15 protein-coding genes are annotated in these 13,680 nt (G+C 54.9%); 5 read left to right on the top strand and 10 right to left on the bottom strand.

The window, feature by feature from the left end:
* Nucleotides 1-239: 239 nt before the first annotated feature.
* The 3 genes from MOY_RS11580 to MOY_RS11570 are packed head-to-tail and all read left to right on the top strand — an operon-like array spanning nt 240 to nt 2,529.
* Nucleotides 240-944, top strand: a complete 705-nt coding sequence (locus tag MOY_RS11580) for an ABC transporter permease (protein ID WP_035540634.1) — start codon at nt 240-242, stop codon at nt 942-944.
* Nucleotides 941-1,678, top strand: a complete 738-nt coding sequence (locus tag MOY_RS11575) for an ATP-binding cassette domain-containing protein (protein ID WP_009099891.1) — start codon at nt 941-943, stop codon at nt 1,676-1,678. The genes MOY_RS11580 and MOY_RS11575 overlap by 4 nt, the downstream gene beginning before the upstream one ends.
* 44 nt (nt 1,679-1,722) lie before the next feature.
* The gene (locus MOY_RS11570) at nt 1,723-2,529 is read left to right on the top strand and encodes a substrate-binding domain-containing protein (RefSeq protein WP_009099890.1); all 807 of its coding nucleotides are present in this window, start codon (nt 1,723-1,725) and stop codon (nt 2,527-2,529) included.
* Nucleotides 2,530-2,614: 85 nt separating this feature from the next.
* Here MOY_RS11570 and cysN read toward each other — a convergent pair whose 3' ends face one another.
* The 7 genes from cysN to MOY_RS11535 all read right to left on the bottom strand — a co-directional run bounded on the left by cysN (nt 2,615) and on the right by MOY_RS11535 (nt 8,474).
* A complete protein-coding gene (gene cysN, locus MOY_RS11565) occupies nt 2,615-4,063 on the bottom strand; it encodes a sulfate adenylyltransferase subunit CysN (RefSeq protein ID WP_009099889.1) in 1,449 nt (482 codons plus the stop codon).
* Complete coding sequence (gene cysD / locus MOY_RS11560; RefSeq protein WP_009099887.1) at nt 4,063-5,022, bottom strand: sulfate adenylyltransferase subunit CysD; 960 nt, start codon at nt 5,020-5,022, stop codon at nt 4,063-4,065. Before cysD ends, cysN begins: the two co-directional genes overlap by 1 nt.
* Nucleotides 5,023-5,202: 180 nt before the next feature.
* A complete protein-coding gene (locus tag MOY_RS16725; protein ID WP_009099886.1) occupies nt 5,203-5,790 on the bottom strand; it encodes a hypothetical protein in 588 nt (195 codons plus the stop codon).
* 40 nt (nt 5,791-5,830) lie between these two features.
* The gene (locus MOY_RS11550; protein WP_009099885.1) at nt 5,831-6,565 is read right to left on the bottom strand and encodes a phosphodiesterase; all 735 of its coding nucleotides are present in this window, start codon (nt 6,563-6,565) and stop codon (nt 5,831-5,833) included.
* Entirely contained in the window at nt 6,566-7,012 is a 447-nt protein-coding gene (locus tag MOY_RS11545; protein ID WP_009099884.1) for a DUF1249 domain-containing protein, read from the bottom strand.
* Nucleotides 7,013-7,025: 13 nt separating this feature from the next.
* On the bottom strand, nt 7,026-7,697 hold the full coding sequence (locus MOY_RS11540) for an NUDIX domain-containing protein (protein WP_009099883.1): 672 nt from the start codon (nt 7,695-7,697) through the stop codon (nt 7,026-7,028).
* Nucleotides 7,698-7,829: 132 nt separating this feature from the next.
* Nucleotides 7,830-8,474: a hypothetical protein gene (locus tag MOY_RS11535; protein WP_009099882.1), complete on the bottom strand. Its 645-nt coding sequence runs from the start codon at nt 8,472-8,474 to the stop codon at nt 7,830-7,832.
* Nucleotides 8,475-8,630: 156 nt separating this feature from the next.
* On the opposite strand from MOY_RS11535, the gene greB reads away from it, so the two are divergent.
* Complete coding sequence (gene greB / locus MOY_RS11530; protein WP_009099880.1) at nt 8,631-9,167, top strand: transcription elongation factor GreB; 537 nt, start codon at nt 8,631-8,633, stop codon at nt 9,165-9,167.
* Nucleotides 9,168-9,174: 7 nt separating this feature from the next.
* Here the strand turns inward: greB and MOY_RS11525 are convergent, their stop codons facing one another.
* The 3 genes from MOY_RS11525 to MOY_RS11515 are packed head-to-tail and all read right to left on the bottom strand — an operon-like array spanning nt 9,175 to nt 12,601.
* Nucleotides 9,175-10,218, bottom strand: a complete 1,044-nt coding sequence (locus MOY_RS11525) for a methyltransferase (RefSeq protein ID WP_009099878.1) — start codon at nt 10,216-10,218, stop codon at nt 9,175-9,177.
* Complete coding sequence (locus MOY_RS11520; RefSeq protein WP_009099877.1) at nt 10,215-11,048, bottom strand: methyltransferase domain-containing protein; 834 nt, start codon at nt 11,046-11,048, stop codon at nt 10,215-10,217. The genes MOY_RS11525 and MOY_RS11520 overlap by 4 nt, the downstream gene beginning before the upstream one ends.
* 44 nt (nt 11,049-11,092) lie before the next feature.
* Nucleotides 11,093-12,601 (bottom strand): amidase, encoded by a 1,509-nt coding sequence (locus MOY_RS11515; RefSeq protein ID WP_009099876.1) that lies wholly within the window; start codon nt 12,599-12,601, stop codon nt 11,093-11,095.
* Nucleotides 12,602-12,787: 186 nt separating this feature from the next.
* On the opposite strand from MOY_RS11515, the gene hutC reads away from it, so the two are divergent.
* Nucleotides 12,788-13,504 (top strand): histidine utilization repressor, encoded by a 717-nt coding sequence (gene hutC / locus MOY_RS11510; RefSeq protein ID WP_009099875.1) that lies wholly within the window; start codon nt 12,788-12,790, stop codon nt 13,502-13,504.
* Nucleotides 13,505-13,680: the final 176 nt, after the last annotated feature.

Here is a 13,680-nt window from a genome sequence, read left to right as displayed (position 1 = left end):
CAGACATACAGGCAAGCAAGGCTAACGCCTTGCCCTGCCTTGACTGACGATTCATTCAGAGAATCGAATCGCAGAATGCGGCAGGAATTTGTTCAAACGTTGTACAGCGCATTGTCAAAAGCACTTAAAATACCATGCCCTACGTTTAATACCGTGAGTGCATGTACGTCAGGCCGCCGTGCATTAAAGCAGTTTTAGGTACACTATGCGCTTTAACAGACACAATAATGCAGGATGTTATGCCACCAGGTGACAACCCTTTTTATACGGCGCTTACGCTGATTCTGGGAATGGATCATGGGCTATTTTCGATTGTACTTTTATCGCTTAAGGTATCGCTGTTTGCGGTGATTATCGCAAGCTTACTGGCGCTGCCGCTAGGCGCGGCGCTGGCATTATGGCGCTTTCCTGGCCGCAATGCGCTGATTGTATTGCTCAATGCGTTGATGGGACTGCCCCCTGTGGTGGCGGGGCTATGCGTTTACCTACTGCTCTCCCGTGCGGGGCCACTGGGCCAGTTCGGGCTACTGTTTACGCCTACGGCAATGGTGATTGCTCAAGTTATCCTGGTATTCCCTATTATCGCTGCGCTGACCCGCCAACAGGTTGAAGCGCTGCACGGCGAGTACGCCGAACAACTCAGCTCACTGGGGCTTAGCCAACTGCGCATGATGCCGACACTTCTCTGGGATGCGCGCTTTGGTCTGTTAACCGTGATACTGGCAGGCTTTGGCCGCGCCAGCGCAGAAGTGGGTGCGGTGATGATAGTGGGAGGCAATATTGATGGCGTTACCCGCGTGATGACCACCAGCATTGTGCTGGAGACCAGTAAAGGCAACCTGGCGCAGGCACTGGGATTAGGTATTGTGCTGCTGACCCTGGTAACGCTGATTAACGCCGTAGCGCATTTAGTCAGCGAAACAGCTAAGAGACGGCTAGGATGAACGCGCCGCTCTCGCCTTGCGTGCAGGCTGTGACATCCAACGTGCCGACGCTACGCCTTGAGCAGGCGAGTTTTGAACACCGCGGTCACCGGCTGCTCTCCCCCACTACGCTATTGTTTTCTGGCTGTCAGCGCACGTTGATCATGGGCCCTAACGGCGCAGGCAAAAGTCTATTAATGCGCCTAGCCCACGGCCTCTTACGCCCTAGCAGCGGCCACATCACTTGGGGAGTCAAGCCACCGGTACAGGCAATGGTATTTCAGCGCCCGGTACTGCTGCGCCGCTCAGCGCTGGATAACCTGACCTACGCCCTGGCAGTGCGCCAAGTGCCGCGCCACCAACGCAAAACCCTCGCCCTGCAAGCACTGGATAAATTTGGCCTGGCAGCGCTCGCCAAGCGCCCTGCCCGGGTGCTTTCCGGCGGCGAACAGCAGCGGCTAACCTTGGCCCGCGCTTGGCTGCTTAATCCAGCGGTACTGTTTTTAGATGAACCCACCTCCGCACTCGACCCCGCTGCCATCAAAGCGGTTGAAGACGCAGTTAATGAATTCCATCAGAACGGTACCCGCATCATCATGACGACCCACGACCTGCACCAAGCGCGTCGTTTAGCCGATGACGTGCTGTTTATGCATAACGGGCACGCGCTGGAGCATACGCCTGCCCAGCAGTTTTTTAATGCGCCCGCCTCACCCCAGGCAGGTGCGTTTATTCGTGGCGAGCTTGTTTGGTGACGCCTGCCCATATCATCATTCACGCTTAAGCAAGGAGCCACCCCATGCAAACACCCACAGCGGTTATCGCTAGCTTGTTAGGGCTCTCGTGGAGCGCATCACTACTTGCCGCAGATGACTTCATCACCCTCGCTTCTACCACCTCCACCGAAAATTCAGGCCTGTTTAGCGCGATTATTCCGGTGTTTACCGAACAGACCGGCATTGAAGTGCGCGTAGTCGCGGTAGGCACTGGCCAAGCGTTTGAAATTGCCCGGCGAGGCGATGCCGACAGCCTGCTGGTACATGACTCGGCTGGGGAAGCGCAGTTTATCGCCGCTGGTTATGCCAGCGAGCGCCTGGACGTCATGTATAACGACTTTGTGATTGTAGGGCCAAACGACGATCCAGCGGAGATTACAGAAAGCGAGCGCGTAGCCGATGCATTAGCACGGATTGCAGCAAGCAACTCACCCTTTGCCTCTCGGGGTGATGACAGCGGCACAAACCGTGCCGAGCAGCGGCTATGGGAAGACGCAGGCGTTACTCCACAGGGTAAATGGTACCGTGAGCTGGGTAGCGGCATGGGGCCGACGCTGAACACCGCAGCCGGCATGAACGCCTACACGTTCACTGATCGTGCGACCTGGGCGGCCTTTCAGAATCCACAGGACTTAGCGTTGCTGTTTGAAGGGGACAGTGCGCTGTTTAATCAGTATGGCAGCCTAATGCTATCTGAAGAGCAATACCCCCACTTAAAACATGATTTAGCGGCTCAGTGGCACCAATGGCTGGTATCTGTCGAAGGACAACAGGCCATCGCAGACTTTACCGTTGGCGGACAGCAGCTGTTCCTCCCTAACGCGGAGTAACCCCTGCCAGTACGCAAAAGCCGCCTTGATCGCAGTGATCAAGGCGGCTTTTTGTTGCTGCTGTCTATTGCTTTACGGCAACGCGCTAACGAAGTAGGTCGCGGATATCCTTCGCTTCCCAATGGGGAAAGTGCTTGCGCACCAGGGCATTCAAATCCCGCTCAAAAGCGACCCAATCGGTAGCGTTAGCTTGCTCACGGGCATTGGCCGCACTACGAATCATGCCTGCACCGACGGTCACGTTACTTAGCCGATCAATGATTATAAAGCTGCCCGTACCGGGGCTGGTGCGGTAGTTATCAACTGGAATTGCGGCGGTCAGCTCGACCTCGCAGCGGGCAATGGCGTTTAAGCCCAGCGCATCGGTGGTGTGCTTTTCCAGCGTATTGACATCGATCTGGTACTCAATCGCGCTTACCTGACCCGAAAGATCACGGGTGGCAAGCTTAAAGTCATAAAGCTTGCCGGGGGTGAGCGTCTCTTCATGCATCCAGACAATGTCGGCGTTGAACGCATTGGAAAGCGGCAGCTCAGCGTCTGCGCTGACAATCCAATCCCCACGGGAAATGTCAATTTCATCCTCTAAGGTGACGGTGATCGCCTGCCCTGGGTAGGCAGCCTCTAGGTCACCATCAAAGGTCACCACACGGGCGACGCGCGATGTTTTACCCGATGGCAGCACCTTCACTAACTGCCCAGGGCGCACGACGCCCGCCGCCAAGGTGCCGCAATAACCGCGAAAATCTAGGTTCGGGCGGTTAACGTACTGCACTGGCAGCCTTAGATCCGTGAGGTTTTGGTCGCGGCTAATTTCCACGCTTTCCAGCATTTCGATGAGCGTTTTACCTTCGTAGCGTTCATCAGTACTCGCATCAAAATACCAGGGCGTTTGTTCGCTTTGATTTACCACGTTGTCGCCGTTAAGGGCCGACATCGGCACAAAGCGGATGTCCGGCGCACTCAGGTTAGTGGCAAATTCGCGGTACTCGGCAACGATTTCATTAAAGCGCGCCTCAGAAAAGCCCACCAAATCCATCTTATTGACCGCAATCACCAAATGCTGGATACCCAGCAAGTCAGCAATAAAGCTATGGCGTCGGGTTTGGGTCTGCACGCCATAACGGGCATCAATCAGAATAATCGCCAGGCTCGCAGTAGAAGCACCTGTGGCCATATTACGGGTGTACTGCTCGTGCCCTGGGGTATCGGCAATAATGAACTTACGCTTATCCGTCGAGAAAAAACGGTAGGCGACATCAATGGTAATGCCCTGCTCACGCTCAGACTGCAGGCCATCTACCAATAGCGCCAAGTCCACCGTATCGCCGGTGGTGCCGCTGGTTTTGGACGCTTGAGTGATTGCCGCCAGCTGATCTTCAAAGATCATTTTCGAGTCGTGGAGCAATCGACCAATCAACGTGGACTTGCCATCATCAACGCTGCCGCAGGTGATAAAACGCAGCAAATCTTTGTTTTCATGCTCGTGCAGGTACTGCTCGATATTATCCGCGATTAAATTGGACTGGTGAGCCATTAAAAGTACCCCTCACGTTTTTTCTTCTCCATCGAGCCTACCTGATCACGATCAATGGCCCGGCCGCTGCGCTCGCTGGTTTTGGTCAACAGCATCTCTTGAATAATTTCCGGCAAGGTAGCTGCTTCAGACTCCACTGCACCGGTCAGCGGGTAGCAACCTAATGTCCTAAACCGAACAAACTTCTCTTCCGGCACTTCATCTGGCTCGAGGGGTAGGCGGTCATCATCGACCATTACTTGCATACCGTCACGCTCCACCACCGGGCGCTTGGCGGCGTAGTAGAGTGGCACGATAGGAATCGACTCAAGGTAGATGTACTGCCAGATGTCCAACTCGGTCCAGTTAGAGAGCGGGAACACGCGGATAGACTCACCTTTATTGACCTTGGCGTTGTACACATTCCAGAGCTCAGGGCGCTGATTTTTCGGGTCCCAGCGGTGGTATTTATCGCGGAAAGAGTAAACGCGCTCTTTGGCGCGAGACGCCTCTTCATCACGGCGGGCGCCGCCGAAGGCCGCATCAAAGCCGTACTTATCCAGGGCTTGTTTCAGCGCCTGGGTCTTCATAATGTCGGTGTACTTGGCGCTACCATGATCGAAGGGGTTGATATTGGCCGCCCGCCCCTCTTCGTTGGTATGCACAATCAGTTCCATCCCCGCTTCTTCTGCCATGCGGTTGCGAAACTCGATCATTTCCCGAAATTTCCAGGTGGTGTCGACATGCATCAGCGGAAACGGCGGCGTGCCGGGGTAGAACGCTTTGCGAGCCAGATGGAGCATGACCGAGGAGTCTTTACCGATAGAGTACATCATGACCGGGTTGCTAAACTCGGCGGCCACTTCCCGGATAATGTGGATCGATTCAGCTTCTAGCTGCTTTAAGTGGGTCAAACGCGCGGCATCAGGTACGCCGGGCACCTCTTGCCGAACCGTCGACGGCGCAGAAAACTGGTTCATTACCTACTCCCTCACAAAACGAAGCTTGCATGTGCAAACACTGTTTGCCGTCACACTGGGTATTACCCAGGGGTGGCTAATGATGAGTAGGGTAACGCTGGGCCAATAATAACCCAAAAGAATTAATAACTATCTTTTTATAACCAAAAAAATAAAACTGTCTGCACCAGAGAATCTGCTTTACCACGTTCCTCTAGGAGGAAGGTCACATGACATGCGCCCACGGACAAAGTCGTCAGCGAAAATATCTCTGGCAACACCGCGCCCTAACTGACGCTGAGTCCCGGCTAGCGTAGCGCAGCGGTTATTAGAACCGTATAAGGCGGGGTCTCGGCGACATAGTTGAGCGCGCTGACCATCAAAGCGCGCATACCCCTGCCGGTTGCGGTAAGTGCTTACTGACACCAGAGGAACATCAATGGTGTGTCCCACTACTGCATCAAAAGCCACTGGCTCAATGGGTTGCCAGTCACGGCCAAAATATGCGTGTCCCTCAAAAACGCACTGGATACGCTGACCATAAGCAGCATTTTGTAGCGCACTTCTTAAGGCTAGCGCCTCTGCCTCTGCGATTGCCTGTCGAGCTGCTGCGGCGGCGCGGCGCTCTTCAGCCTTGCGCATATCTAATGCTGCTTGCTGCTCACGTATTTGCAACTGCCGCTCAGGTGAAAGTGCTTGCCACTCCTCTTCGCTCATCCCTAGAGGATAGCTGGAAGCACAGCCAGTAATTATCAGTAATAAGCCCACTATGAAAATGAAGGTTTTCATTTCTTGTTCCGTATCTACGGCAGTCAACGCTGGGAAGCGGCTAATAACTTACGCGCTCTACCCAAGTCTGCCATTCGCTGCCTTGTAAATCGATAACGCGATAGCCAGGCCGAGAGGCTTCATCAATCGCGAAGCTTTCAGCACTGGGCATAAACTGATCCGCCATGGCTGGGCAGCCATACACGCCGATGTCCGCTCCCGCCACGCTATGCTTCTGTGCATAGGCCTGATGGGCATGACCAAATAGCACTATCTTTACCTGGGGGTAGGCACTTAACACTTGCCAAAAGGCATCACGGTCTTGCAAACCAATGGCGTCCATCCACGCTGCCCCCACGGCTACTGGCGGATGATGCATCGCAATTAGCGTCGGCCTGTCGTCGAATTCAAGCTGTGCGGCAAGGGTGGAGAGCTGCTCGCTGCCTAGCCTACCGTATGGCTGCCCCTCAACCCGAGTGTTTAGCAGCAGTAGGCGCCACTGCTCTAGATCCACTTCTTCAAGCAGCGGATGTTCCGCCAGCATCAGCTCAGGCTGATCGTGATTGCCAGGAATCCAGAACCATGGGCAAGGCAGCGTAGCCAGTGCCTGACAGGCCAGCGAGTAAGAGGCAGAGGTTTCATCCTGGCTGACATCACCGGTGAACACGACGATGTCGGGCCGCTCGGCGATGACGCGCTCAAGCACCTGCTGAAATTGTCGCCAAGGCACACCGGCTCTAGAGCGTGCTTCTTTATCGGCATGTAAGTGAGCATCGGTAATTTGCACCAACCGCATTTAAGGTGTCTCCGGCACATCATAGGCGTGGCCATGGGCCAAACCGTGGGCTAACCACTCGCCCAAAAAACGGTTGAGCTGCAGCTTTTCATCGGGTTGGTGCATTTTGGCATTGGGGTAACGGTAGCGGCCGCTGAAGTGACGCTCGCGCTGAAAGTCCGTCACCTCGGCCATACGCACGTCATGGTAGAGGTGGACGCGCATCCGCGGCCCTTCAATCACCGCATCCAGAGGGCCGCTCTGGGAAACTTCTATCATGGTGGTATAGGGGGCCTGCTGCACAATGGTCAGATGTAGATCGCCAAAGTGCTGGTCGTCGCCATGCAGCGCAATATCGCGCTGCTGGCCACACTCCATATCCCCTACCAGACGAATCAAGCGCAGGTAATTAGCGCTACACTCACCCTGCAGAGATTTTAAATCGGTGACATAGGCAGCTCTGGCCATGCTCACTCCTTAATCAGGTTCGCTTGGCATCTGTGTTTGGCAATACAGCGCGATGAGAGGCCGCGCGCAGCGACGCGCGCTGCCCTGCTAACCAGTAAAGCGCAATCAAACACATGGCGTTGTCGAGCCTTCCCTGCTCCAGGAGTTCCCATACAGTGGGATAATTAACGACATGAACACGAATATCTTCGTGCTCTTCATCCAATCCATGAATACCGCCCAGCCCTTGGCTATCGATCAGCCCGCAAAAGAGCGTCACCCGCTCGTTACAGGCGCCGGGGCTTGGGTAGTAGGTGTGCAGCTTAGTGATCTGGCCAACGTGGCATCCCGCTTCTTCCAGCGCTTCTCGGCGGGCGACCTCTTCAAGCGGTTCATCCTTATCCGCAAGCCCGGCCACCAGTTCTAATTTCCAAGGAGAAAGCGGGTCATCAATGGCCCCTGCACGAAACTGCTCAATCAGCACCAGAGCATCTTTAACGGGGTCATACAGCAGAACGCCTACCGCATCATGGCGATTATGCACTTCACGGCGCATGGTGCCGCTCCAGCCCCCTTCAAACAGACGATGGCGCAGTTCCAGTGCTTCCAGGCGGAAGAAACCTTGATAGAGAGTATCGCGCTTAAGAAGCTCAACGTCGCTACGGCCAAGTTGAGGCGGTGCCGAGGGGTTCGAACTATTCACCATGAAGCACTCCCGATGATAACAATCGATCTATTATCAATGCTCACCACCGGGAATGCCAATGCCGCTATAACTGGCTAGAAAAACTGGCTAGAAAAACCATCTTGAAAAGCTGACTTAAAAAAACCTCTAAAACTATAGCATTTGCAGCAGTGCCTCTGCATCTTGGCGCAGTGCTTCATCAGATGCTTGGCGGCTATCACGCGCGGTACCGTTGACAGCGCGTTCAGCATGCTCGCGGGCGGCTTGTGTGTTGCCCTCTTCTTTTAAGAACGCCGCATAGTAGTAGTTAACGTCAATACCGTCAGGGCGGATCTCTAACGCTCGCTGAAACATGCGCTCAGCAGTATTGCTATTGCCGAACCCTAGCGGGCGACCCGGCGCGCGATCATACAGGGCACCAAGGGTTACATACGCCGAGCCATTGCCACCCTGCGGGTCGATCTCAATTGCTCGCTCTAACACATCACGGGCATCGCCAGCGGTGCCTAACGCGCCTAGACCGCCACGCTCACGGGCATAGGAAGCCAGCACAATACCCTGCCAAATCAGCACTTCAGCTTCATTTGGGTGCTGGCTCGCAAGGTTTTCGGCTTCGCTTGCCAGCGCTCTTAGTGTGCCTTCGCGCTGATTCGCCGGCATATCAGTCACGGTGTTTTCCCAACGATTTTTCAGTGAGAACAGTTCACCGTCATAGGCCGACGCAGTTAACGGCGCTAAGGCCAGGGTACTGCCTAGGGCAGCAGCGATCAGTAAGCGAGAAAAAGGGTGTGTACGCATTAAAAGCTCCTAGATTATTTTTATACATGGATGACTGGAATAGCTTCCCCTCACAATGTAACGAACGTTTGAATGATTCGCCAGTAGATCATCGGCTATGTGATAGTGAGCGCCCTTAGCGTAAGCTAGTCATTTTGTTCAAGGCGAAGAAAACCGATGAAAGGCCGCAATATGACGCGCTGGCGCGACCCAGCTAAAGATCCGCGCCAAGCGCCCAAAAGCAATTTAATTACCGCCGAAGGCGCTGCCCGCCTGCGCAGCATTTTAGATCACCTGTCCCGGGTGAAGCGGCCAGAAATATCGGCCAAGGTAGGCGAGGCCGCCGCCCAGGGCGACCGTAGCGAGAACGCGGATTACACCTACAACAAAAAAGAGTTAAATCGCGTTATTGCGCGGATTAGCTACTTAACCAATCGTTTGGATGAGCTGCAGGTCGTTGATAGGTTACCGGCCAACACCGATAAGGTGTTTTTTGGTGCCTTTGTAGATTTGGAAGATGAGGAAGGCGAAGCACTCTCCATTCGGATTGTTGGCCACGATGAAATCGATACTAAAAAACGCTGGATCAGTATCGATGCCCCCATGGCCAAAGCGCTGCTAGGCAAAGAGGTAGGCGACGACGTAACGGTGCTTACGCCCAACGGCGAAACGCTCTACACCATTACCGCCATTCGCTACACTGGCAAAGCTTAATCTGCGTTCAGCGCCGTTTTTTGGACGCCTGAACGCTGGTTTTGCTACTGTCTTCCGGCTTGGCACGGTAAACCCGAAAGCGTCGATTATCCGCCAGCGTTTCGAAGCTGCCAAACGTGCGCTCAAGCAGGCCGGGATAAGGTAAAAACGCATTGGCCACTAACACCAGCTGCCCTTTACCGGTTAAATGATTAGGCGCCTCTTCTATCAACCGCGCACTGGATCCATAACTAATCTCGCGCTCTTGGTGAAACGGTGGATTACTCACAATCAGGTCAAAACGCTGCCCTTCAAGCGCCGAGTAAACATCACTTTCCAATACCTGGCCGCTAAGGTGGTTAGCCGCTAGCGTTCGGCGGCAGGCTTCTACTGCAAAAGCGCTTACATCCACGGCGGTAACTTCATGGCCACGGGCCGCTAGCCACGCACTCAAAATGCCATCGCCACAGCCCATATCCAGCACCTTTAATGCTTTTGGGGGCAGGGGCTCTAGGGCTGTTTCTACAGCGTGCAGCAGTAGCTGGGTTCCTTCATCCACTTTGCCATGACCAAACACACCAGGATGGCTCATCAGCGTCAGCGACAATGCTTCAAAGCGTTGCCATGCGCTGTCAGGATTTTCAATAGCCACGGTCCGGGTAGCAAACAAAGAGCAACGCCGAGCGTTATCCAGCTTGTCGCAGCGCATCCCCAGCCCGCTCAGTATTTTTGGCACGCGCTTGATACCGCCCTGGTGTTCACCCACCACGTCAATCGGTGTATTTTCAGGCAGCATGCGGCACAGCCACTCAAGCCACCAGATCCCCAACTGGTGGGCTTTTGGCCAAAATAGTACCACCTGCCCAGCCTGCTGAATAAAAGGCACATCGAACGGGCTAACGGCGGCTTTATCGCGGCCTTCCCACTGTCCACGCAGCGCCACATTATCGCTCACCATCGCTTTGGAGCGATCGATCAGCCAAGGGTCTTCCGGGGGGGCAATCGGCCAAAGCTGGGCTGCCTGCCCATAATAACGTTCAAGGAGTTGGCAAGCGGGCAGTTGAGCACTCATTGGTCAGCCTCGGGTTTGGTGAAGGTATAAAGTAGATAGCGGCCTAGCCGCCAGTGAGGGTCTTGGCGACAATACTGCTTTTCTAGCGCCAGCAGCGATGCCTGCTCACTCTCTTTGCCAGGGGGCTGGCGTAGGTAGTCTTGAAAGATACGTACCCCTGCAACGCTATCCATGATTAAGCCGTTCTCCGATCCCCACTGGCATATTTCATCATGGGTAACCGGGGAAATCGGTGTTAAGCGCTGCCGCTTGCCCTTACCTTCCAACTGGTCACTGAATGCTTTTTGCAGGTTGCCCTTCACCACGTTAGAAAAACGCAGCGCATCGCGGTTAAACACCATTAGGCTTAACTGCCCGCCAGGGGCTAAGAGGCTAGCGAGGGTTTGCATGGCCTGCCGAGGCTCTCCCAACCACTCAAGCACTGCGTGGCAAGTAATCAGCGGCCATGGCCCTGGGGCTTGCTGGGGCAATGCTTGAAGCGGCGCCGACAGGTAATCAAGCTGTTCGGGCAGCATGGCGCCTGCGGCAATACGCTCAGCATGCCAAACGCTTGCATGAGCTAGCATATCCAGGGAAGGCTCTGCCATGGTCACCGCGTGCCCACGCTCGGCAAACCACGCTGAAAGCTGCCCCAAGCCGCCGCCTACATCAAGCACAGGCTGCGCGTTTAGCGTCAGCATATCGGGCAGTAAGTAATCCAGCATAGCCAAGCGCAGCTCGCCCCGGGGTGCTTGATAAAGTGAGCGCGAGAACTTATCGACTAAGCCATCGAAGTAGCGATCTCCCGCCGACGTTAACTCGTAGCTTATAGGTGTATCTGTGGGGTTCATGCAGAGCGCCAAGCGTTGTTTCAAAGCCGCGTAGTTTACCCTGCTTAAACGCCAAACGCTTGCGGGCTAATACGGCATTGCCAATCGTCATGTTGCTCCATGGCGGCCGCTAGCTGAAACAGCTGTTTATCCTCCCCAAGGCGCCCCACCACTTGCACACCAACGGGCAAGCCATTAGCTGCCACATGAAAAGGCACAGACATCGCCGGCTGGCCGGTAAGGTTAGCCAGTTGTGTAAACGGGGTCCGGCGAAGCGCATCCACCGCTAAGCGTTTTAACATGCCCGCTTTTAGTGCCAATGAAGGCACCCCGGGTATGGCTAACAGCGCCATTAACCGCTCGCGGGCGGCAGTCGGATATAGCTCACCCATTTTAGGGGCGGTATCTGCAGCCACCGGCATAACCAACGCATCAAAGCGCTGGTGAAAGTGACTCATCTGCTCAGCAGCCAAATGCCAGTAACGCTTGGCAAGCTCATAATCTCTTGCAGAAAGCTTGGCTCCCAGCCTACCGACAGCTCGGGTGGAAGGCTCAATGGCTAGCCGATGCACCGGCACTCCCGTTTGCTGGCTCACCCAATGCAGGTCTGCGGCTAGGTGGCCTAAATAGAGCGTTAAATAGCTGTCCGCCAGGGCATCACCCTCAACCGGCGGGTCGCACCACTCTACCTCATGCCCCATGGCGGCCAACGCATGGGCAGCTTTCTCAACGGCGGCTGTCACCTCCGCACTTACCTGGGTGCCAAGGCCGCGACTCAAAAAACCGCCTAGCGACACAGCGATACGCAGCGGCTTGCTGGAAGACGATAACGCAGCCACATAGCCCGTCTCACGGGGAGTGGGGTACGGCCCAGAGGGCGCCATGCCATTAATATGCTCTAACAGCGCCGCGCTATCCCGCACGCTACGCGTCAGCGCATGCTCAACCACCGCCCCTTGCCACACCTCACCGTGGGCAGGCGCGAGTGGCACCCGGCCACGGGAAGGTTTAAAACCAAACAGGCCACAGTAACTGGCGGGAATGCGAATAGAGCCACCGCCATCCCCCGCTAGCGCAATGGGCACCATGCCACTGGCTACCGCCGCGGCGGCACCACCGCTTGAACCGCCGGGGGAGTACCCCTCCCGCCACGGGTTTTGTGGATGTGGAAACGCCTTTGGTTCGGTGATGCCCATTAGCCCAAGCTCTGGGGTTGCGGTCTGCCCCATCACCACCAAACCGGCCTCTCGCACGCGCTTAATCAGTAGCGAATCCTCTTTAGGGCGCCAGTTGGCTAGGGCGGCGCTGCCAAAAGCGAGCGGCTCCCCTTCAAGCGCCATCAATAGGTCTTTGCTTAACGTGGGAACGCCAGCAAAAGGGGACTTCTCAGTAACGTTCAACAGCTCCTGGCTGGCTCGCTCAAAACGCGCTCTCACCACCCCATGCAGCGTAGGATTTAGCGCTGTAATCGCACTCATCGCCGCTTCGAACACCTCTTTTGAGCTAACCTCACCACCACGAATCAGCTCAGCGAGGCCGGTGGCATCGTACTGTTGATACTCATGAACGTGCATCGTATTCGCTCGTTGTTGTTGAGACATTCATTCAAGACTAGCAAGGATAACAAGCGGTTGTTAGACGCCAGTCTTACTATCTCCTCGCTGAGATAACGCCCCAGTAAGTGTCGAGTTGATGCCCTTAGCTATCGCACAAGGTACACTGGATATGGTTAGACAATAGATTCATTTGAAAGGCACTTCATGACCAGCGCTCCCCCACTTTATCTGCAAATACAGCAGCACCTGCTAGAGAAAATCCAGGGCGGTGCCTGGCCTGCGCACCACCAGATCCCACCCGAAGAGCAGCTTGCCCGAGATTTTGGGGTAAGCCGAATGACGGCCAATAAAGCGATTCGTGATCTCGTCCAAAAAGGCTACCTAACCCGCCAACCTGGGCTGGGCACTTTTGTAACAGATCGCAAAGCAGAGTCATCTCTGGTTGAGGTGTACAACATTGCCGATGAAGTACGCTCCCGAGGGCATCATTACAGCAGCATCGTGTTGCTCTGCGAAGCCATTAAAGCTGATGACGAAATCGCTTTGCGCCTGGGCGTGCGTCTTGGCAGTCGCGTGTTTCAAACACTGTTGGTGCACTTGGAAAACGACACGCCCATTCAGCTTGAAAACCGCTATGTTAACCCCCGCTGGGTACCCAATTATTTAAAGAGTGATTTTTCGGTACATACACCCAACGAAATATTGGTAGCGGCCTGCCCAATCACTGACGTAGAGCACATCGTTGAAGCCGTGCTCGTTGATCAGCAAACCGCCGAATGGCTCGCTATCGATACCTCAACCCCCTGCCTGAGCATGATCCGGCGAACGTGGTCCGGTGAGCAGCTCATCAGCTATGCCCGCTTACTGCACCCAGGCAACCGGTACAAGCTGCGCTCCTCGGTACATCGCCAAGCCTCATAAAACCCCCGGTGCAGGTATTGACGACTTGCGCGACGCACAAATGTATATACATTAAGGAAACGACCGAACCCCCGCCTCCTATAAAGACTAGACATTAGTCTAATTCTTTATGTGCTAAAATTTAGTCCCAAACCACATAAATAAATTAAACAATTGATTTTATTGGAAAGAACAAA

The organism is Halomonas sp. GFAJ-1 (assembly GCF_000236625.2).
In the GTDB taxonomy this organism is placed as follows: Bacteria; Pseudomonadota; Gammaproteobacteria; order Pseudomonadales; family Halomonadaceae; genus Vreelandella.
The sequence above is the reverse complement of the archived record's forward strand: the minus strand, read 5'-3'. Positions and strand labels throughout refer to the sequence as shown.